Consider the following 20,183-nt stretch of genomic DNA (forward strand, 5'->3'; position numbering starts at 1 on the left):
TAATATTAATTATACTTATCTTCGCACGGGATTTAAGCTGGCGCCATTGTTCAGGAGAGAAAAAATGGAAGCCACAGCTTTTTTGAAAGGTATCGGACTCGGCGGCAGTCTGATCGTCGCGATCGGGTCGCAAAACGCCTATCTGTTGAGGCAGGCGCTCAAGCGCGAATTCGTGCTGACCTGCATCGCGATTTGCATCGCCTGTGACGTCGTGCTGATCGGCGCCGGCGTCGCGGGCATGGGCCAGTTGATCGTCGAGGCGCCGGCACTGCTGTTCTGGATTAAGATTGCCGGCGCCGGTTTCCTGTTCTGGTACGGCCTGCGAGCGGCGCGATCCGCACTGAATCCCGGCGCGATGCTGGCCGGCGATGGGGCGCCGGCCGGCGACCGCGGCACAGTCATTGCGGCAATGCTGGCCTTCAGCCTGCTAAATCCGCATGTTTATCTGGACACGGTAGTTCTGCTTGGCTCGATAGGCGGGCAGCAGCCAGGTAATGGCCGGATGTATTTCGCGCTGGGCGCCATGCTCGCTTCCATCATATGGTTCAGCGGCCTGGGATTGGGAGCGAGGTATTTGACGCCGGTCTTCGCCCGGCCGAGGTCGTGGCAGATACTGGACGCTATCATCGCGCTAGTGATGTGGATCCTGGCTGTATCTTTGTTCATTTGACGCTAACTTTCCCGGATTTCGCGTATGCCCTTGCCGAGCCGGCGGCGCAGCAGCGTGCGCAATGTCACGCCGTCCGCATAGCCGACCATGGCCGCGATACGGTCGATATTGTGGCTGCTGGTCTTAATCAGGTGCACCGCCTGTTCGATGCGCAAGTCCTGCACATAGCTGACCGGTGTTTTGCCCAGCACCTCCTGTAACCGGCGCGCCAGCGTGCGTTTGCTGGTGGCCAGTTCGGTGGCGGCCTCGTCGAGGCTGAATCCTTGATCCATGTGGTCGCGTATCCAGCGGTCGAAGCGCTGGATAAGCGGATCGGCATTGGCCAGATGGTCGGAAATCACATAGGCCGATTGCGATGGCCGGGAGTCGATCACCAGATAGCTCGCCACCAGCGCCGCCAGCTCGGGGCTGGCCTGGCGTATCAGCCACAGCGTCATGTCCAGATGGCTGAGCGCGGCGCCGCCGGTCACAAACTGGCCGGAGCCGACCACCATGCGGCTGGTGTCCAGTCTGACTTTCGGATAGCGCTGGCGGAAGTAGGCGGTCAGCCACCAGGTGGTGGTGGCCTCCTGTCCATCGAGCAGTCCGCTTTCCGCCAGCACGAAGGTGCCGATGCAGGCAGCGGCGATGCGTGTTCCGCTGCTTGCCCAATTTTTCAGCAAACCGATGGCTTCCGTGACGTCGTCGCGGGCCAGTGCCGGCTGTAGCGTGGCAGGCATTTTGTAGCCCAGCGCGGGCACGACCACCAGGTCCGGCACCGGCATGCCGGCGGCAGCCACCACCGGCACGCCGAATCCCAGCGCGCTGCGTACCGTCGGGCGGACGCCGACTATCGTCACGTTGAACTGCACCGAGGGCCCGTTTTGCAGCGCGACGAGCTCGTTGGCGGTGCCGAAAGCGTCAAGGACGGTCGCCAGGCCGGTGTCAAACACGCCTTCCAGGGCCAGGACGGTGATGTTCATGATTTCGGCAAGATCAATACTAAAGATGTCAATCGTGCCAGTATCGCAGCGGTGGAGGCCTCTGTAAAGTGGATCCCATCGCAGCCGCGATTTATTGCAACATTAAGGAGATCAGCATGATCAAGCACGCACTGTTTGCCCGTTTTGAAGCGAAGCCGGGCAAGGAAGCCGACGTTAAACAATTCCTGGAACTGGGCCTGTCGCTGGCCAACCAGGAGGCGCAAACTCCGATCTGGTTTGCCCTGCAGTTGTCCGACAGCGTATTTGGCGTATTCGATGCGTTCGAGAATGAAGCGGGCCGCCAGGCACATTTGAAAGGGCCTATTGCTCAAGCCTTGATGGCGAAAGCGGACGAATTGTTCGTGCGCGCGCCGACGATAGAGGCGATAGAAGTGCTGGGACTGAAAAACAGTTAAAGCGTCAACCCTTGCCATAGAGTTTCAAAGCCGGCGGCACAATAATCTGTGCCGTCTTTTTTGCTACTTTCTATATAAGCCATCGTGGTTTCAGCCAATACGCTAAACATGGCGTCGATGAAATTTACAGGATAATCCCGGATTAATTCATCGTTGATGCTGTTCTGCATTAATTCAATTAAAGCCGAAAAGGAGGCGACCCGGCGGCCCGGCTTTCTTCGGTAATCTGATCGGACAGGCGTAATTCCCCGGCACTTTCATTTTCACCGGGCTTTGCGCACCCCAATGGACGTGTCGACCAAACGCCGCGTGCGGCAAATTCGACAAGCGCGGCATTAATGATGGCAGTGCGTTTGTCTTCGCTGCGTGGCGCAGTGCGCAGCCCGGCACCCAAGCACTCCAAGCTTAAAACTGGCAAGTACGTGCCAATTTTTAGCATAAAAAGCATGCTTGCAGCACTGGAGCCGGGGCAAAGCCTTGATTGTGCCAATAGGCAACACTGGAATCGGGATGGAATACCGCTGCCGCTGTCGTTCGGCATACAATACAGATAGTCACTTTGATACGCTCTCCAGGATCCTGGTCCCGAAACGGCAGATATATATGAGCACGGACCTCAGTAATTACGCCCACCTCTCCGCAGTAGCAGCCGCATTCGCGGCAGACGCTATTCTGAGCTCATTGCTGGTTTTTCTCTGGCTTATGCAGCGCAAGGAAAAACATGCGCTGTTCTGGGGTATTGGCCAACTATCCGTGATGAGCGGAATCATCGTCTGGTTCATTGGCGACACCATATTATCCGAATCACTGCGTATCCCATTGTGCGCATTCCTTCTTACTGTCGGCATGCTGGGTTATTGGAGCGGCACAAAATTCTTTCTTGGTGAATTGTCTCCAACTCAAATACGCTGGATATTTCCCGCAGGCGTATTGATCACCGGAATATTCTATCTAATCTGGCATAATAATCCCGCCATATTGGCACCCGGCAGCGCCTTTGCACTCGGCACCGTGATGCTGTGGTGTGGTCAGAGATTAATGAGCGGGAAAAATCGCTATCGGCTGCTGGGATTAACGCTGGTCTTGCGTGGTGGGTTTAATCTGCTCAGCGCCGTCACGCTGGGGCCGGAATTGTATTTAATCTGGTTCGTCGGCACCACCATATTGAAAACCCTCAGCATGCTGGGTTTGATTTATGCGGTTCAAGAGGAAATCCAGCAGCGTTACGCGCGCACCATCGATAGCCTGAGCAATGGTTTCCTGATACGCGACCGCCGTGGATATGTCATCGTGGCCAACGAGCGCTGCGCCCGCTTATTGGGATGTAATAAACCTTCCGATCTGATCGGCCGCCATGTCAGCGAGTTGCTGCCCGGCCTGACCCGTCAAATGGCGGACGATTATTTCCGCCGTTTCGAGGCGCCAGGCGCCGAGTACCCCGTGGTGGAAACGGCAATGTTTACGCTGCATAACGGCCACAAGTTGCCCGTCGAAATGCTGGCGTCGCCGTACGTGGAGCGCGGCCGGCTGTACTGCCTGGTACAACTGCTGGACATCAGCGAGCGCAAGAAAAAGGACGACCTGCTGTACCGGGCGGCCCGCATCGATCCGGTCACCGGCTTTTTCAACCGCCACGCGATGTCGCAGCGGCTGGCGGAGGCGGTGGAAAATGCCGCCGCCACAGAGGGCGAATGCGCGCTGCTGTTCATCGACCTGGACAAGTTCAAGCGCGTCAACGATTCCTTCGGCCATGCGGCTGGCGACGAGCTGCTGCGCCAGGCGGCCGGCCGCCTGCATGACGTGCTGCGGCCGCAGGACGTGATGGCCCGCTTTGGCGGCGACGAATTCATTGTTCTGATCCCCGGCCTGCCGCGCGGCGCTGCCGAGCAGATGGCGGCCGATTGCGCCGGCCAGGTCATCGCGGCGATGGCCACCTGCTTCAATGTATCGCACCACATGATCGGCGTATCGGCCAGCGTCGGCGTTGCCTGCTATCCAATGCACGGCGGCGATAGCAACACGCTGGTACGCAACGCCGACATCGCCATGTACGAGGCCAAGAAGAGCGGACGCGGCGAACTGCGCTTCTTTAACGACGCGATGAACGCCTCCGCCAAGGACGCGCTGGTGATCGACGGCGCCCTGCGCGGCGCCATCGAGGCCGGAGAATTCCATCTGGTCTACCAGGCCATCACCAATGCCCGCACCGGCAAGCTGACCAAGGTGGAGGCGCTGCTGCGCTGGGACAGCGCTTTATTGGGCCGCGTGGCCCCGGACCGTTTTATCCCGGTCGCGGAAGATAGCGGCATGATCGTGGAAATTGGCACCTGGGTGCTGGAAGAAGCATGCAGGCAGGTGGCCTGCTGGCAACCGGGGGAGCTGGGCGACATCACACTCAGCATCAATGTCTCGGCCTGGCAGCTGGCCGATCCCGCCTTCGTCGGCCTGGTGCATCAGGCGCTGGAGCGCCATGACTTGCCGGCCCGCCAGCTGGAATTGGAGTTGACCGAGCGCGTGCTGATCGACGACGGCGGCACGGTGCGCGAGGTGCTGGCGCAGCTGCGGACGCTGGGCGTCGGTATTTCGCTGGACGATTTCGGCACTGGCTATTCCTCGCTCAGCTACCTGACGCAATTCCAGCTCAACACGCTGAAAATCGACCGCGCCTTTGTCATGGACATCGAACATAGCGAGCGCAGCAACAATCTGGTGCACGCGATCATCGCCATGGGACACAGCCTGGGCCTGCAACTGGTGGCGGAAGGCGTGGAAACGGCCGGCCAGGCGGCGATCCTGGAAAAGATGGGCTGCCACTACCTGCAGGGCTATCACATCTCGCGCCCGATCCCGCCGGACGAGTTGCAAGTGTTTGCCGACAAGCTGCCGGCACAGCCGCTGGTCGACAATTTCGTTATTTGACGCCTGCGGCCACCGCTGCCGCGTCCGGCAGCTTTTGCGCCGCCTCGTCACGCGTCAGTATCCAGATGCGGTCGATATTGCCGTTGCCGTCCACCGTGTAGTTGACCACGATATCGCTGCCGCGCAGCGAGGCCGGCATTTCTATCATGTTGTCCTGGTTGAAGATGCGCGCGGCCGGCGACAGCTGGCGCACCTTGCCGTCGATGGTCACGTCGGGAAAATAGCCGGGCGTCATTTTGCCGCGCAGCGCGTTGGCGGGGAAGGGACGTTCAAAGGCCAGCGCGGACAGGCTCAGCAGGCCAGACAGCAGCAAGGCAATCGATGCAATCGATGCAATAGGTCGCGCCATGAACAGCTCCGAGGGAAAAATCCAAGCTTACCCGATTATTTTCCCATCGTGGCGAACATCGCCAGCACGGCCGCCGCCATGACGCCGGTGCACAGCCAGCCCAGCACGGTCAGGCGGCGCGAGATCACCAGCTTGCCCATCACCGACGGCCGCGCCGCCAGCAGCATCACCACCGCCATGATGGGCACCGAGATCACGCCGTTGACCACCGCGCTCCAGTACAGCGCCTTGATCGGATCGACATGGGTGAAGCACAGCGCGGTGCCGATCACCGTCGAGGCGATGATGATGCCGTAGAATTTTTTCGCCCCCGACATCTCCAGCTCCAGGCTGTTCTTCCAGCTCATCGCGCCGGCGATGGCGTAGGCGGCCGAGCCCGCCAACACCGGCACCGCCAGCAGGCCGGTGCCGATGATGCCCATGCTGAACAGCGCGAACGCAAAGTCGCCGGCGATCGGCCGCAGCGCCGACGCCGCCTGTGCCGACGACTCGATCTGCGTCACGCCATGCGCGCCCAGCGTGGCGGCGGTGGTCAGCATGATGAACATCGCCACCAGGTTGGAAAAGCCCATGCCGACCACGGTGTCGATCTTGATGCGGCGGAGTTGAGCCGGCGCCTGTTCGCTCGCATGCTTGAGCGCCTTGGCCTTGGGATCGGCACGCAAGTCCTCCACTTCCTGCGAGGCTTGCCAGAAGAACAGATACGGGCTGATGGTGGTGCCGAAGATCGCCACCACCATGGTGATGTACACCGGCTGCCACGACAGCTTGGGCAGCAGCGCATCGTGCAGCACCGTCAGCCACGGCAGCTTGAGCAGCAGCGCGGTGCCGACGTAGGCCAGCAGGCTCAGCGTCAGCCACTTCAGCACGCGCACATAGCGGCTGTACGGCAAGGTCACCTGCAGCACCAGCGACAGCAGGCCGGCTCCCGCCGCATACCAGTGCGCGCCGCCGCCGGCCAGCAGCTGCACCGCCTGGCCCATGGCGGCGATGTCGGCGGCGATGTTGATGGTGTTGGCCACCAGCAGCAGGCCGACGATGGCGTACAGCAGCGGCGCCGGAAAGTGGCGGCGGATATTGGTCGCCAGGCCGTGTCCGCTGACCCGGCCGATGTGCGCGCTGATCGCCTGGATGCCGACCATCAGCGGATACGTCAGCAGCACCGTCCACAGCATGCCGTAGCCGAACTGCGCGCCGGCCTGCGAATAGGTGGCGATGCCGCTGGGGTCGTCGTCGGCGGCGCCGGTGATCAGGCCCGGGCCCAGTTTGCTCAGCCAGCCCGCTTTTGCCGCCGGCGCCGGTGACGGTGTGCTCATATCCATAGTGCTCTCCTTTGTTCCATGCTAGGTCGGCGCCATGGGAGAGTCCGTACGTTGGCGTACGCTGGATGAACACATGTTGCCATGTCACCAATATGTCACAGCGCCGTCATCGCAACGTCATATGCGCTTCCTACAATCTTGCCAGTTTAGTTCCAGACTAGTTTCCACTAACCAGCAAGAAAGAAAAACAATCATGCAACAGCGCTTCCCTTTGAAACCTTTGTGCCTGGTGGTACTGCAAACCTTGGCTTTCCACGCTTATGCAACGGACTCGGCCGACGACAGCTCGGTCGCCGGCGCCATCGTCGGTCCGGTGCAAACGGTGGAAATCACCGGCCGCGGCCAGTCGCGCCAGGTGCAGAACATCAACAAGGCCGATCTGGCCGAAGCGCTGCCGGGCACCAGCCCGTTGAAGGTGCTGGAAAAACTGCCAGGCGTGAACTTCCAGTCCTCCGACCCGTTCGGCGCCTATGAATGGTCGACCCGCTTCAGCATCCGCGGCTTCAACCAGAACCAGCTGGGCTTCACACTGGACGGCATCCCGCTCGGCGACATGAGCTACGGTAACAACAACGGCCTGCACATCAGCCGCGCCGTCTCGTCGGAAAACATCGGCAGCGTGTCGGTGTCGCAGGGCGCCGGCTCGGTCGGCACCGCGTCGACCAGCAACCTGGGCGGCACCGTGCAATTCTTCACGCTGGCGCCGACCGACGAGCGCGGCCTGACCTTCGCGCAAACCTTCGGCAGCGATTCGACCTCGCGCACCTTCGCCCGCGTCGATACCGGCCTGATCAACGGCGCGGTCAAGGCCTTCATCAGCGGCACCCGCCAGCGCACCGACAAGACCAAGGGCGCCGGCGGCCAGGACCAGGACCAGCTGAACTCGCGCTTCGTGTTCAACTTCGGCGAAAACAGCCTGACCGGCTTCGTCAACTACTCCGACCGCCGCGAAGTCGACTACCAGGACGTGTCGCTGGAAATGGTGCGCCGCCTGGGCTACGGCTGGGACAACTACCAGCCGGACTGGCAGCGCGCGGTCAATGCCGCCAAGGGCATCTACACCGGCGGCGTCAACAGCCTGGACGACGCCTACTACTCGGCCGGCGGCCTGCGCAAGGACACCATCGGCGGCCTGACGCTGGACCTGCACCTGACCCCGGCGCTCGACCTGAAGACCACGCTCTACCACCACGACAACGACGGCCAGGGCCACTGGTACACCCCGTACGTGGCGACCGACGCCGCCAATCCGATCTCGCTGCGCACCACCGAATACTCGATCGGCCGCGACGGCGTCACCAGCGACCTGAGCTGGGAACTGGGCAACCACACCATCACCGCCGGCGTCTGGGGCGAGCGCAGCAACCACACCGTCAGCCGCAACTACTACGGCGTGACCGGTCCGGCCGACACCATGTATTTCCTGGCCAATCCGTTCCGCACCGACTTCAAGCAGAACTTCATCACCACCACCTCGCAGTACTACCTGGCCGACACCGTCAGCGCCATGGACGGCAAGCTGAAGTTCAACGCCGGCTTCAAGGCGATGGACGTCGACATCAAGGCCACCAACATCGTCGGCACCCGCGCCGCCGGCGACCTGGACGCGCAGAAGAAATTCCTGCCGCAGGCCGGCGTCAACTACGCCATCAGCGCCGACGACGAAGTGTTCGCTTCCGCATCGAAAAACATGCGCGCGCACCAGCCGGGCGTGTCCGGTCCGTTCTCGCAGACCCAGGTCGCCTACAACGCCGGCAAGGCCAACCTGAAGCCGGAAACCTCGGTCAACGTCGACCTCGGTTACCGCTTCAAGCGCGCCGACATCCAGGGTTCGCTGGCCGTCTACAGCGCCAACTTCGACGACCGCCAGCTGAGCGTGGCCACCTGCGCCGGCATCGTCGGCTGCCCGTCGACCTTTGTCAACGTCGGCAAGGTCGACACCAAGGGCGTCGAGGCGATCGCCGTGTGGAAGTTCAACCGCGAAATCAGCTGGTTCAACTCGTACACCTTCAACGATTCCAAGTACAAGTCGAACTACATGGACGGCAGCACCCTGGTGGCCGTCAGCGGCAAGACCGTGGTCGATGCGCCGCGCAACCTGTTCAACACCGAGGCGTCGTATGAAAGCGGCACCTGGTTCGCCCGCGTCGGCGGCAAGTACACCGGCAAGCGCTACTACACCTACCTGAACGACGGCGGCGTGCCATCGTTCTGGCTGGCCAACCTGTCGGCCGGCTACAAGATGAAGAACCTGGGCGCGCTGAAGGACCTGTCGCTGCAAGTGAACGTCACCAACCTGTTCGACAAGCAGTACATCAGCACCATCGGTTCCAATGGCTTCCAGGCCAGCGACCCGACCGGCACCGCGCAAACGCTGCTGACCGGCGCGCCGCGCCAGCTGTTCGTCACCTTGAACGGCAAGCTGTAATGCGCCGCCTCGCGCTGGCCTGCTGCGGTGCCCTGATATCCTCGGCCGCCGCAGCGGCCGGTGCGAGTTCCGCTCTGAGCACAACGCCTATCGAGCACGTCATCGTGCTGGTGGGCGAGAACCGCACGTTTGACAACCTGTACGGCGTGTACCAGCCGCGCAAGGGACAGACGGTGTCCAACCTGTTGTCGAAGAAAATCGTCAACAAGGACGGCACGCCGGGTCCGCGCTTTGCCGACGCGGCCCAGAAGCTGGGCCTGTCCGCCGGCGCCTACACGCCGACGCCGGAATTCAACGGCGTCTACGGCATCCTGCCGCAGCCGTGGGCCGGCGGCGCCTTCGGCCAGCGCCAGGATGTGCCGGACGCGCGCTTCCCGTCCAACCTGCCCAATGGTCCGTTCCAGATCACCCACCACGTCAGCTACGGCGCCCACACGGGCGACCCGACGCACCGCTTCTTCCAGATGTGGCAGCAGGTCGACGGCGGCAAGAACGATTACTTCGTCTGGGTGGCCGACCAGACCGGTCCCGGCCCCAGCAATCCCTATCCGACGCCGATGACGCCGGGCAGGACGCTGCAGGGCGGCGTGGCGATGGGCTTCTACAATATGTCCACCGGCGACGCGCCGCTGTTCAAGCGCCTGGCCGACCAGTACGCGATCGCCGACAACTACCACCAGCCCATCATGGGCGGCACCACCGCCAACTACTTCGCGCTGGCGACGGCCGACGTCGGCTACTACACGGAAAACGGCCAGGCCGCCGTGCCGCCGGCCAAGCTGATCGAGAATCCCGACGCCCAGCCCGGCACCAACAACTGGTACACCGAGGACGGCTATCGCGGCGGCACCTACGTCAACTGCGCCGACCCGGAACAGCCCGGCGTGGCCGGCATCCGCGCCCTGCTGGCCGGCCTGCCTTACCGCGCCTTCAACGACGGCAACTGCGCGCCCGGCCACTACTACATGGTCAACAACCTCGATCCGGCGTACGCGCCGTCGGGCGAACCGCTGCCGCTGGGCCCGGACAAGTTCCTGCTGCCGCCGCAGTCGATGCCGCACATCGGCGACGCGATGACGGCCGGCGGCGTGTCGTGGAAGTGGTATAGCGGCGGCCGCAACGACGGTAAGAAGCTCGACAAGGAATACTGCGGCATGTGCGACACGCCGACTTTCTTCAGCTCGACGATGAACGGACCGGACAAGGACAAGCTGGTCGACCTGATGCAGTTCTATGTCGACGTCAAGGACGCCGCCAGCTTCCCGTCGGTGGCGGTGATCGCCCCGTACGACAGCATCTCCGGCCATCCCGGCTATGCGATGGAAACCAGCTTCGACGAACTGGTGGCCGGCGTGATGGAGCGGGTCAAGGCCAATCCGGCGCTGTGGAAGAGCACGGCGATCCTGGTCACCTTCGACGAGGGCGGCGGCTACTACGATTCCGGCTATGTGCAGGCGATCGATTTCTTCGGCGACGGCACGCGCATCCCGCTGATCGCCATTTCGCCGTGGGCCAAAAAAGGCGCGGTCGACCACACCTACTACGATCACGCGTCGATCGCCAAGTTCATCGAGCGCAACTGGTCGCTGCCGCCGATCTCGCCGCGCAGCCGCGATAACCTGCCCAACCCGGTGCACGGCAAGGCCGACCCGTACGTGCCGGTCAACCGTCCGGCCATCGGCGATTTGATGAATTTGTTTGACTTTTCCAACGCCCGTCGCTGACACTGTTGCCCCGCGCTCCACAACGCTGCATACTGATTGACTCAGTGCCGCGTTGAGGAGATCGCCATGAAATGGTTTTATGACCTGAAAATCGCCACCAAGCTGATCGTTTCCTTTGGCGCGGTCCTGGCGCTGACGCTGGCGATGGGCATCAGCGGCATCGTCTCGATGGCGCGCGTCAACCAGTCCTCCACCGACCTGGCGGAAAACTGGATGCCCAGCGTGCGCGCCGTGCTGGAGCTGCGCGCGGACGTCGGCGACTACCGCCGCTGGGAGCTGGCCCACCTGCTCAACGACGATGAAAAAGGCATGGCCGGCTACGAGAAGCGCATGGACGACACCATGGCCACGCTGAAGGCCCATCGCGCCGGCTACGAAAAGCTGATCTCCAGCCCGCAGGAAAAAGCGCTGGCCGGCGAATTCGATGCCGGCTGGACCTCGTTCATGGCCGAGCACGCCAAGATGATGACGCTGTCGCGCGCCAACCAGAAAGTCGAGGCGCGCGCCGTGGCCAGCGGCCAGTCGGCCAAGTTCCTCAGCGACATGACGGCTGCCGTCAACAAGCTGGTCAAACTCAATACCGACGGCGGCAACGCCGCCAGCGAGCTTGCCACCACCACCTACAACAGCGCCCGCACGACGGCCATAGTGTTCCTTGTGCTGAGCATCGGCATCGGCATGGCGCTGGCGATGTGGGTGGCGCGCATCGTCTCGGCGCCGTTGCGGGAGGCGGTGTCGCTGGCGCGCGGCGTGGCCGACGGCGACCTGACCCGCAGCATCGACGTCAGGTCCGCCTGCGAAACGGGGCAGTTGATGCAGGCGCTGAAGGACATGACCAGCAACCTGCAGGGCCTGGTCAGCCAGGTGCGCAGCGGCACGGATACCATCGCCACGGCGTCGTCGCAGATCGCCAGCGGCAACCAGGATCTGTCGTCGCGCACCGAGGAACAGGCCAGTTCGCTTGAAGAAACGGCGTCGTCGATGGAAGAGCTGACCAGCACCGTCAAGCAAAACGCCGACAACGCGCGCCAGGCCAACCAGCTGGCGCAGTCGGCCTCCGGCATCGCGGTCAAGGGCGGCGACGTGGTGGAGCGGGTGGTGGTGACGATGGCATCCATCAACGAATCGTCGCGCAAGATCGTCGACATCATTTCCGTCATCGACGGCATCGCGTTCCAGACCAATATCCTGGCGCTGAATGCGGCGGTCGAGGCGGCGCGCGCGGGCGAGCAGGGCAGGGGATTCGCCGTGGTCGCCAGCGAGGTGCGCAACCTGGCCCAGCGCTCGGCGGCGGCGGCCAAGGACATCAAGCAGCTGATCGGCGATTCGGTCGAGAAGGTGGATGCAGGCTCGCAGCTGGTCGGCCAGGCGGGCGCGACGATGGGCGAGATCGTCAGCAGCATCACCCGGGTGACCGACATCATGAGCGAGATCACGGCGGCCAGCACGGAGCAGAGCCATGGCATCGAGCAGGTCAACACCGCGATCGTGCAGATGGACCAGGTGACGCAGCAAAACGCGGCGCTGGTGGAGCAGGCCGCGGCGGCTGCCGAGTCGATGCAGGAGCAGGCGGCCAGGCTGAGCGAGGTGGTCAGCGTGTTCAAGCTGCTGGCGAGCAGCACGGCGCAGCCGCCATCCGCGCCGCGCCGCAAGCCGGCGGCTGTGCCAGCGAAGGCTGTCACGCGCGCCGCGACGGCCGTGGTCAGGCCCGCGCTGAAGAACCCGGTCAAGCAAAGCGTGGCCGGCGACGATTGGGAAACCTTCTAGGCGCCGCCCGGCTGGCGCTCCCGCCAGGCCTTGAGCGCCGCGTGGTAGCGCTCCAGCTCATCCTGGTACATGTCCTCGACGCAGAAGGTGCAGCCGCTGTGGCAGCAGTCGCCCGGTTGCGGCGGCTGCGGCGGCACCGGCATCGGATCGTCGGCCGCCGGCGTGCTCTGCCCGTCCATTCCCGCCTACTCCTCCGCGATGGCCAGCAGCGCCATGTTGCGGCCCTTTTCCTTGGCGCGGTACAGGGCGCGGTCGGCCGCCTGCACCAGCAGTTCCGGCGAGCTGTCCTCGGTCGGCACCATCACCGCCACGCCGACGCTGATCGTCAGATGCCCGAACGGCGACTGCAGGTGCGGCATCTTGCGGCGCGCCAGCTCGGCGCAGATTTCCTCGGCGATGCCGAAGGCGTCGGCCGTGTCGGTGGCCGCCGCCAGCAGCGCGAATTCCTCGCCGCCGTAGCGCGCCACCAGGTCGCTGGTGCGGCGGCCGTGCGCGGTGATCAGTTCGGCCACCGTGCGCAGCGCCGCGTCGCCGGCCTGGTGGCCGTAATGGTCGTTGTACTTCTTGAAGTAGTCGACGTCCAGCATCAGCAGCGCCACCGCCTGGCCGGTGCGCGCGGCGCGGCGCCATTCGGCTTCCAGCGCCAGGTCGAAACCGCGGCGGTTGCTGACGCCGGTCAGGCCGTCGGTGGTGCTCAGCGCGGCCAGCTTGCGGTTCGATTCCTCCAGCTCGCCGGTGCGCGCGGCCACCAGCTGCTCCAGCTTGGCCTGGGTGCGCGTCAGGCGGGCGATGCGGATCTTGTAGGCCAGCAGCAGCGAGCCGAGCACCAGCGCGGCCGCGCCGGCGCGGAACCACCAGCGCTGCCAGAACGGCGGCGTGATCGTGATGCGCAGGGTGGCCGGCTCGGGATTCCACACGCCCAGGTGGTTGGCGGCCTTGACCCGGAACACGTAGTGGCCGGGATTGAGGTTGGTGTAGCTGGCGCTGCGGTGCGCGGCGTCGGTCTCGACCCAGTCGCGGTCGAAGCCCTGCAGCTGGTAGGCATAGCGGTTCTCGGCCGGCTCGGTGTAGTGCAGCGCGGCGAATTCCAGCGAGAACACCGACGCCTGCGACGACAAGGTCAGCGCCGTCGGCGACGTCACCGGCCCCTCGGCCTTGACGTTCTCGCCCGGCTTGCCGTCCTGCAGCGAGTGGTTGAACACGGTGATGTCGGTGATCGCCACCTGCGGCGCGACCGAGCTCGAGCGCACGGCGCCCGGCGTCACCGCCGTCATGCCGTGCACGCCGCCGAAATACAGGGTGCCCTTGGCGTCCATCGACGAGGAGTTGACGGTGAAGCCCTCGGTCAGGCCGTCCGACGCGGAGAAATGGCTGACCTGGCCGGTGGCCGGGTCGAGGCGGTACAGGCCGGCGATGGTGCTGCACCAGATCTTGCCGTCGAGGTCGTGCTCGATGGCGAGGATCTTGGGCGCGCGCATGGCCGCCGCGTAGGATTTGAAACTGACCGTGCCGTCCGGCTTGAACACCACCAGGTTCAGGCCCTTGCTGGTGCCGACCCAGACCCGGCCCTGGCCATCCTCGTGCAGGCTGGCGATGTTGTCGTCGCTGAGGCTGGCCGTATCGTCGCCGGCGTGGCGGAAATGGCGGAACTTGCCGCTGGCCGGGTCCAGCAGGTCGAGGCCGCCGCCGTTCCATTCCGAGCCGGCCCAGACGCGGCCGGCGCGGTCCTCCAGCACGGCCGAGGTGCCGTTGACGCTGCGCGTGGTCGGGTCCTGGGCGTCGTTGTAATAGATCTTGCGGGCGTCGGTCTTGATCTCGTAGCGGATCAGGCTGTTGCCGGTGGCCAGCCACAGCACGCCGCCGGCGCCGGGCGCGATGGCGTTGATATAGTCGCTGGCGGTATTGCCGAAGTGGATCACCTGGAACGGGCTGTCCGGCGTGTCCAGGCGGTTCAGGCCGTTCGACGTGCCCAGCCACAGCGGGCCCTTGCCCTCGTCGTCCTGGTACATGCTGTAGACGATGGAATGGCTCAGCTTGCCGGGCGTCTTGTCGTCGGCGTGGTAGCTGCGCACCACGGTGCTGGTGGCCGGGTCGTACAAGCTCATGCCGACGTTGCCGCCGAGCCAGACGCGGCCGCCCGGCGCGCGGGCCAGGCTCAGCAGTGCGTTGCTGGCCGGCGCCGAGCGGCTGTCGATGCGGAACGGCACGTGGCGGGTGAAGCCTTCGCTCGACAGGTTGGCCAGGCTGATGCCGTCGGTGAAGGAGGCGATCCACAGCATGCCGCCGCGGTCCTGCATGACGGCGCGCAGGTTGTCGCCGGGCAGGCTGTAGGGGTCGTCTGCGGCGTGCACGAACTGGTCGAACTCGCCGGTCGATTCGTTCCAGCGCAGCAGGCCGGCCGACAGGGTGGTGCACCACAGGGTGCCCTTGTTGTCGATGTTGAAGTTGGTGATGCGGCTGTACGGCGAGGCCACGGCCTTGCGCGCGTCCCAGTCGCTCTTGCCGTCCCAGCGGATGACGCCGGACTCGGTGCCTATCCACAGCGCGCCGGTGTTGTCGAACTGCAGCGCGCGGACGATGTTGACGCGCGCGTCCGGCTTGGTGGCCGGGTCGACCTGGTGGTGCTGGAATGTGGTGGCGCCGGGCGCCAGGTAGTCCAGCCCGCCGGGCCAGGTGCCGATCCAGACGCCGCCCCTGGCGTCCAGCGCCAGCGCGTTCAGGTCGTTGCTGGCCAGGCTGCCCGGATCGGCCTCGTCGTGGGCGTAGACGGTGAACTTGCCGGTGTTGGGATTGAAGTGCTGCAGGCCGCCCCAGCTGCCGACCCACATGCCGTCCTTGCCGTCGGAAATGATGTTCTTGATGATGCGGTGGTTCTTCGGCGCCTTGCCCGGCGGCGCGAACAGCGTGAAGTTGTTGCTCTCCGGGTTGAAGCGGGCCAGGCCGTTCTGGGTGCCGGCCCAGATGCGGCCCTGCTTGTCCTCGTAGATGGCCGACACGCGGTCGTGCGGCAGGCTGGCCGGGTCGTTGGGATTGTTGATGTACTTGACCGCCTGGTAGCCGTTGTAGCGGTACAGGCCGTTGGTGTGGGTGCCGACCCACACGAAGCCTTTGCGGTCCTGCATCAGCGACAGCATCGACGGCTCGTCGCCGCCCAGCGGTCCCAGCTTCTTGAAGCGCAGCGACGGCGCCGGCGTGGCCTGGGAGAACAGCGAAATCAGCAACAGGAATAGCGGCAGGAAGCGGCGTAGAACCGGCAAGAGCGGGGGCATGTGGGGATTTCCGATGGCGTGCAGTTTCTGTACAGAATGGCTATTATACATGCCATTGATGCAATTGATTCCGTATATAAGTGCTGGTTTTTAGCGCAGTTGCCCCGATTTAGGGTATAGTTTACGGCGCTCATTGTATCCTGCTGTGGCCGCGCTGCCGCCCCGTCAGTCCTTCCGCACTTCCTCCAAGTTGTAACTCCGTCCGGGCGGGCAGCGCACAATACGTCGTTAATTGAAGAAAGCTTGGCTGTCCGCTGCGGGCCGCCGCACACATTATGTCCGAAACCGAGATCATCACCCCGTCCGTTCCCGCGCCAGCCGCCGAAGCCCCAGCCGTGGCCGAACCTGCCGCCGAACCTGCCGTGGCCGCCGCGCCTGCCGAACCAGTCGTCGCCCAAGTCCGCTTTGCCGATTTCGGCCTGTCGCCGGACATCCTGCGCGCGCTGACCGGCCAGGGCTATGTGCACCCGACGCCGATCCAGGCGCAGGCGATTCCCGTGCTGCTGCAGGGGCGCGACGTCATGGGCGCGGCCCAGACCGGCACCGGCAAGACCGCCGGCTTCGCGCTGCCCATCATCCAGATGCTGCTGGCCCACGCCAGCAGCAGCACCTCGCCGGCGCGCCACCCGGTGCGCGCGCTGATCCTGACCCCGACCCGCGAACTGGCGGTGCAGGTGGCCGAGAACGTCAAGGCCTACGCCCAGCACACGCCGCTGCGCTCGACCGTGGTGTTCGGCGGCATGGACATGAAGGGCCAGACCGTGATCCTGAAGGCCGGCGTCGAGATCGTCATCGCCACCCCGGGCCGCCTGCTGGACCACGTCGAACAAAAGAACATCAGCCTGGGCCAGGTGCAGATGCTGGTCATGGACGAAGCCGACCGCATGCTCGACATGGGCTTCCTGCCGGACCTGCAGCGCATCATCAACCTGCTGCCGGCCAAGCGCCAGAACCTGATGTTCTCGGCCACGTTCTCGCCCGAGATCAAGAAGCTGGCCAACACCTTCCTCAGCAACCCGGTGACGATCGAAGTGGCGCGCAGCAACCAGACCGCCGACAAGGTCACCCAGGTGGTGTACAAGGTGCCGGAAAACCAGAAGCACGCCTTGACCGCCCACCTGCTGCGCCAGCGCGAGCTGAAGCAGGTGATCATCTTCTCCAACACCAAGATCGGCGCCTCGCGCCTGGCCAAGGGACTGGAGCAGGAAGGCATGAAGGCCGTCGCCATCCACGGCGACAAGACGCAGCAGGAGCGCATGGCCGCGCTGGAATCGTTCAAGAAGGGCGAGATCGACATCCTGGTCGCCACCGACGTCGCCGCGCGCGGCCTCGACATCACCGACCTGCCGTGCGTGATCAACTACGACCTGCCGTACAACGCCGAAGACTATGTGCACCGCATCGGCCGCACCGGCCGCGCCGGCGCCTCCGGCGACGCCATCTCGATCTATTCGGACAAGGACGAGCGCCTGCTGACCGACATCGAGAAACTGATCAAGCAGTCCATCCGCCGCGGCGAGCTGGACGGCTTCAACCCGGCGCCGTCGTACGGCGGCGACGAGCGCGGCGAACGCCGCCCGCGCCGCGACGAAGCGCCGCGCGGCGCCTCGTCGTCGGCCGGTCGTCCATCCGACCGGGGTGACCGGGGCGATCGTCCCGCGCCGCGCACCGCCGGCGCCTCCTCGTACGGCTCGCGCCGCGAGAAGGTCGACCCGTGGTTCCTCAAGCCTTACGAACCGGCCAAGGCCGCCACGCCGGCGCCGTCGGCCACGCTGGGCGGCGCGGCCGCCTCCAAGCCCAAGCAGAAGATCGCCTTCCTGCTGGGCGGCGCGCCCAAGCCCTGAGCGGCGGGCAGGTGCGCTGCTACGGCTTGCGGTAGATGCACACCACTATATCGCTGGGGAACATCCGCAGCAGCGGCAGCGCCAGCATGACGGCGGCATATTGCGCGTAGACGCCGAGCATCTTGCCCTGGCTGGCGCAGCGCAGCCGTTCGAGCATGCCAGCCGCGCGCACGGCCGGCAGCTCGGCCGTCATCTTCAGTTCCAATCCCTGCATGCCGACCAGCCGGCTCAAGTTCTCTGCCTGGAAATAATGCACATGCGGCGACGGCAAGCCTTTCTGCCATAGCCGCTCGAACGGCGCGCGCCAGCCTGCGCGGGCAAACAGCTTCGACAGCCGGTAAAAGAAGCCGCGGCTGTTGGGCAGGTTGAGCACCAGGATGCCGCCGGGCGTCAGGCGCTCATGGCAGGCGGCCAGCGCCGAGCGGATATCCGGGATGTGCTCGATCACGTCGTTGAAGACGATCACGTCGAAGCGTTCGTCCGCCTCCAGCGCGTCGGGAAAGAAGCCCTGGCGCACGGGCAGGCCGCGGGCGGCCGTCTGTTGCGCCACCGCCGTGTCCGGCTCCATGCCCAGCACCTGGAAATGGCCGCTGGCCGCCTCGAGGAACCAGCCGTGCGCGGCGCCGACGTCCAGCAGGCGGCGCGCGCCCGGCGCCGCCTGCGCGGTCGCATACCCGATGATGGTCTTGAAATTTTCCTGGCGGATGGCCTTCAGGCCCGCCTCGCGCTGCGCCTCGTCCACCTGCACGTGGACTTGGGCGTCATTGATGGTGGGTTCCAGCGCCGCGCTCTCATAGCGGCAGGCCGGGCAGACGCGATGCCAGGCCGACAGGCCCGGCATCGTTTGCTGCGCGCAGACGAGACAATTCATTTAACGCCCTGTTCACTCAGTTGGAATAGGGTTGAATATATAACAATATCCGGCGGACGGCCAACGCATTAGCCGGTCTTGCGGACAATTTGTCCGGCGGCCGGCAGCGCGGGCGCCGCCGGCCGTGCGGTCACCAGGCCCAGCAGCCGGTGGCGGACGATATCGGACAAGCCCCGCTCCAGATAGTGGTGGAACAGCGCGGCGAACGACAGCGCGCAGGCGGTCGACAGGAACACATAGCTCCAAGTCGCGAACAGCGGTTCCAGCCCCACGCGCACCAGCGTCTTCATGATGAAGTTTTGCGTGATCAGATGGGTCAGGTACAGCGAATACGAAATCGACCCCAGCCACATGCACAGCGCCGGCACCCTGAGCTCGACGGTCTTGCTGCCCAGCGCCACGCACAGCATCATCAGGGCCAGCGGCCAGCCGTAGCGGGTCGGGCCATGGTCGGCGATCAAGTGGCTGTAGATCGCCCACAGCGCGAAGGCCGCGCCCAGCCACATCACATGCCGCGCCACCGGCGCGCTGCGGATGCGGGCCCATTTCTGCTGATAGATCCAGCCGATCAGCACGCCGGCGGCGAACTCCAGCACGAACGGGCTGGTGACGATGCTCAGGTAGCCGGTCGAATAGCCGAGGTCGCGCGTGATGTCCATGTCGAAGCCGCGCCGGCCCAGCGGCAGCACGATCACCGTCAGCAGCACCCACGCGGCCAGCGCCAGCCAGCGCAGGCGCCTGAACAGCAGGCTGGCGGCAAAGACCAGGTAGAAATACATTTCGAATTCCAGCGTCCAGGCGATCACCAGCGTCAGCCCGAAATACGGCGCGTGGCGCGGATCGAAGGGCAGCATGCCCAGCGTATGCCAGAAGGCGCGGCGGTTGTCGGCCGCATGGAAGTAGCCGACGCCGTCGTGGATGACGTACACCGCCAGCAGCACCGCCGCCGCGTAGGCCGGCCACACGCGCGCGAAGCGCTTGATGACGAAGCGCGCCACGTAGGCCGGGCTGCCGTCGGCGTCGGCGGTGGAGTAGCACATGATGAAGCCGCTGATGATGAAGAACAGGTCGACGCCCAGCGCGCCCGGCGCCAGCATCTGGTCCACTATCGGATAGCCGGCGGTGTTCTGCAGCGCATAGCGGGCGTGGGTCAGCACCACCAGCAGGGCGGCTACGCCGCGCAGCAATTGCACCCAGTTCAGGCTGTTTTTATTGTCGGTCATGCAGGTGTACTTGCTATTGGTTACAGAAGGGCGCCATCCTAACAGTTTACGCGCGACGTAAACTCACCAATTCTATCCGCTGCGCGGCCGCGCCAGCCAGTCAGCCATGTTGCGGCGCATTTCCTCGTAGGTGTAGAAGCGCCGCTGTTCGTAGTACAGCGGGCCGGCGTGCGGCCGCTGGTCCAGCCGCGTCAGCGCGACCGGCTGCAGCTGCTGGCTGCCGTGGCGCAGGTAATGCCACAGCACGAAGGGAAACAGGCCGAGCCAGGTCCTCCACTGGCTCGGATAGCGCAGCAGCCGGGCCAGGTGGCGCGGGCGCGGGCGCCCCCCCCACCGCGCCCGCGCGGCCCGGGCCGTTGGCCCCCCCCGCGCCCCCCCCGTGGAACCCCCCGCGGGGGGGGGGCGGGGGGGGGGGGTTT

15 protein-coding genes and 1 pseudogene are annotated in these 20,183 nt (G+C 64.7%); 7 read left to right on the forward strand and 9 right to left on the reverse strand.

Going from position 1 to position 20,183, the window contains the following annotated elements; translation table 11 throughout:
* Positions 1–64: 64 nt before the first annotated feature.
* Positions 65–670 carry a LysE/ArgO family amino acid transporter gene (locus ACCD07_RS15295; RefSeq protein ID WP_353400760.1) on the forward strand — a complete coding sequence of 202 codons (606 nt, stop codon included), beginning with the start codon at positions 65–67 and terminating at the stop codon, positions 668–670.
* 2 nt (positions 671–672) lie between these two features.
* On the opposite strand, the gene ACCD07_RS15300 is transcribed toward ACCD07_RS15295, so the two are convergent.
* Positions 673–1,632: a GlxA family transcriptional regulator gene (locus ACCD07_RS15300; protein WP_413447834.1), complete on the reverse strand. Its 960-nt coding sequence runs from the start codon at positions 1,630–1,632 to the stop codon at positions 673–675.
* 116 nt (positions 1,633–1,748) lie between these two features.
* Between ACCD07_RS15300 and ACCD07_RS15305 the strand changes: the two genes are divergently transcribed.
* Entirely contained in the window at positions 1,749–2,048 is a 300-nt protein-coding gene (locus ACCD07_RS15305) for an antibiotic biosynthesis monooxygenase (protein WP_176652876.1), read from the forward strand.
* Here the strand turns inward: ACCD07_RS15305 and ACCD07_RS15310 are convergent.
* Positions 2,045–2,218, reverse strand: coding sequence for a hypothetical protein (locus tag ACCD07_RS15310; protein ID WP_413447835.1), 174 nt, complete (start codon positions 2,216–2,218; stop codon positions 2,045–2,047). The two genes, ACCD07_RS15305 and ACCD07_RS15310, sit on opposite strands and share 4 nt — an antisense overlap.
* Before the next feature lie 868 nt (positions 2,219–3,086).
* On the opposite strand from ACCD07_RS15310, the gene ACCD07_RS15315 reads away from it, so the two are divergent.
* Positions 3,087–4,967, forward strand: coding sequence for a putative bifunctional diguanylate cyclase/phosphodiesterase (locus ACCD07_RS15315; protein WP_413447836.1), 1,881 nt, complete (start codon positions 3,087–3,089; stop codon positions 4,965–4,967).
* Here ACCD07_RS15315 and ACCD07_RS15320 read toward each other — a convergent pair.
* Positions 4,960–5,316, reverse strand: coding sequence for a hypothetical protein (locus ACCD07_RS15320; protein ID WP_413447837.1), 357 nt, complete (start codon positions 5,314–5,316; stop codon positions 4,960–4,962). The two genes, ACCD07_RS15315 and ACCD07_RS15320, sit on opposite strands and share 8 nt — an antisense overlap.
* Before the next feature lie 35 nt (positions 5,317–5,351).
* Positions 5,352–6,638 carry an NRAMP family divalent metal transporter gene (locus tag ACCD07_RS15325; protein WP_413447838.1) on the reverse strand — a complete coding sequence of 429 codons (1,287 nt, stop codon included), beginning with the start codon at positions 6,636–6,638 and terminating at the stop codon, positions 5,352–5,354.
* A gap of 193 nt (positions 6,639–6,831) precedes the next feature.
* On the opposite strand from ACCD07_RS15325, the gene ACCD07_RS15330 reads away from it, so the two are divergent.
* The 3 genes from ACCD07_RS15330 to ACCD07_RS15340 all read left to right on the forward strand — a co-directional run bounded on the left by ACCD07_RS15330 (position 6,832) and on the right by ACCD07_RS15340 (position 12,557).
* Positions 6,832–9,066, forward strand: a complete 2,235-nt coding sequence (locus ACCD07_RS15330; RefSeq protein ID WP_413447839.1) for a TonB-dependent receptor — start codon at positions 6,832–6,834, stop codon at positions 9,064–9,066.
* Positions 9,066–10,790, forward strand: a complete 1,725-nt coding sequence (locus tag ACCD07_RS15335; RefSeq protein ID WP_413447840.1) for an alkaline phosphatase family protein — start codon at positions 9,066–9,068, stop codon at positions 10,788–10,790. The genes ACCD07_RS15330 and ACCD07_RS15335 overlap by 1 nt, the downstream gene beginning before the upstream one ends.
* Before the next feature lie 66 nt (positions 10,791–10,856).
* Positions 10,857–12,557, forward strand: a complete 1,701-nt coding sequence (locus ACCD07_RS15340; RefSeq protein WP_353400742.1) for a methyl-accepting chemotaxis protein — start codon at positions 10,857–10,859, stop codon at positions 12,555–12,557.
* On the opposite strand, the gene ACCD07_RS15345 is transcribed toward ACCD07_RS15340, so the two are convergent.
* A complete protein-coding gene (locus tag ACCD07_RS15345) occupies positions 12,554–12,736 on the reverse strand; it encodes an oxidoreductase-like domain-containing protein (RefSeq protein ID WP_413447841.1) in 183 nt (60 codons plus the stop codon). The two genes, ACCD07_RS15340 and ACCD07_RS15345, sit on opposite strands and share 4 nt — an antisense overlap.
* A 6-nt stretch (positions 12,737–12,742) precedes the next feature.
* A complete protein-coding gene (locus tag ACCD07_RS15350; protein ID WP_413447842.1) occupies positions 12,743–15,826 on the reverse strand; it encodes a diguanylate cyclase in 3,084 nt (1,027 codons plus the stop codon).
* 275 nt (positions 15,827–16,101) lie between these two features.
* On the opposite strand from ACCD07_RS15350, the gene ACCD07_RS15355 reads away from it, so the two are divergent.
* On the forward strand, positions 16,102–17,670 hold the full coding sequence (locus ACCD07_RS15355; protein WP_413447843.1) for a DEAD/DEAH box helicase: 1,569 nt from the start codon (positions 16,102–16,104) through the stop codon (positions 17,668–17,670).
* A gap of 19 nt (positions 17,671–17,689) precedes the next feature.
* Here ACCD07_RS15355 and ACCD07_RS15360 read toward each other — a convergent pair whose 3' ends face one another.
* The 3 genes and pseudogenes from ACCD07_RS15360 to ACCD07_RS15370 all read right to left on the reverse strand — a co-directional run.
* The gene (locus ACCD07_RS15360; RefSeq protein ID WP_413447844.1) at positions 17,690–18,541 is read right to left on the reverse strand and encodes a methyltransferase domain-containing protein; all 852 of its coding nucleotides are present in this window, start codon (positions 18,539–18,541) and stop codon (positions 17,690–17,692) included.
* A 68-nt stretch (positions 18,542–18,609) separates the two neighbouring features.
* The gene (locus ACCD07_RS15365) at positions 18,610–19,764 is read right to left on the reverse strand and encodes an acyltransferase family protein (RefSeq protein WP_413447845.1); all 1,155 of its coding nucleotides are present in this window, start codon (positions 19,762–19,764) and stop codon (positions 18,610–18,612) included.
* A 72-nt stretch (positions 19,765–19,836) separates the two neighbouring features.
* Positions 19,837–20,183: pseudogene (locus tag ACCD07_RS15370) on the reverse strand (hypothetical protein); the annotation flags it as partial.

This window comes from Duganella sp. Dugasp56, assembly GCF_047304105.1.
In the GTDB taxonomy this organism is placed as follows: Bacteria; Pseudomonadota; Gammaproteobacteria; order Burkholderiales; family Burkholderiaceae_D; genus Rugamonas; species Rugamonas hordei.

Bases quoted from the DNA above. Each gene is read 5' to 3' on its own strand.
- ACCD07_RS15360 (WP_413447844.1), bottom strand. From the start codon at position 18,541: ATGAATTGTCTCGTCTGCGCGCAGCAAACGATGCCGGGCCTGTCGGCC.
- ACCD07_RS15300 (WP_413447834.1), bottom strand. From the start codon at position 1,632: ATGAACATCACCGTCCTGGCCCTGGAAGGCGTGTTTGACACCGGCCTG.
- ACCD07_RS15365 (WP_413447845.1), bottom strand. From the start codon at position 19,764: ATGACCGACAATAAAAACAGCCTGAACTGGGTGCAATTGCTGCGCGGC.
- ACCD07_RS15325 (WP_413447838.1), bottom strand. From the start codon at position 6,638: ATGGATATGAGCACACCGTCACCGGCGCCGGCGGCAAAAGCGGGCTGG.
- ACCD07_RS15345 (WP_413447841.1), bottom strand. From the start codon at position 12,736: ATGGACGGGCAGAGCACGCCGGCGGCCGACGATCCGATGCCGGTGCCG.
- ACCD07_RS15305 (WP_176652876.1), top strand. From the start codon at position 1,749: ATGATCAAGCACGCACTGTTTGCCCGTTTTGAAGCGAAGCCGGGCAAG.
- ACCD07_RS15310 (WP_413447835.1), bottom strand. From the start codon at position 2,218: ATGCAGAACAGCATCAACGATGAATTAATCCGGGATTATCCTGTAAAT.
- ACCD07_RS15315 (WP_413447836.1), top strand. From the start codon at position 3,087: ATGAGCGGGAAAAATCGCTATCGGCTGCTGGGATTAACGCTGGTCTTG.
- ACCD07_RS15335 (WP_413447840.1), top strand. From the start codon at position 9,066: ATGCGCCGCCTCGCGCTGGCCTGCTGCGGTGCCCTGATATCCTCGGCC.
- ACCD07_RS15330 (WP_413447839.1), top strand. From the start codon at position 6,832: ATGCAACAGCGCTTCCCTTTGAAACCTTTGTGCCTGGTGGTACTGCAA.
- ACCD07_RS15340 (WP_353400742.1), top strand. From the start codon at position 10,857: ATGAAATGGTTTTATGACCTGAAAATCGCCACCAAGCTGATCGTTTCC.
- ACCD07_RS15320 (WP_413447837.1), bottom strand. From the start codon at position 5,316: ATGGCGCGACCTATTGCATCGATTGCATCGATTGCCTTGCTGCTGTCT.
- ACCD07_RS15355 (WP_413447843.1), top strand. From the start codon at position 16,102: ATGTCCGAAACCGAGATCATCACCCCGTCCGTTCCCGCGCCAGCCGCC.
- ACCD07_RS15350 (WP_413447842.1), bottom strand. From the start codon at position 15,826: ATGCCCCCGCTCTTGCCGGTTCTACGCCGCTTCCTGCCGCTATTCCTG.
- ACCD07_RS15295 (WP_353400760.1), top strand. From the start codon at position 65: ATGGAAGCCACAGCTTTTTTGAAAGGTATCGGACTCGGCGGCAGTCTG.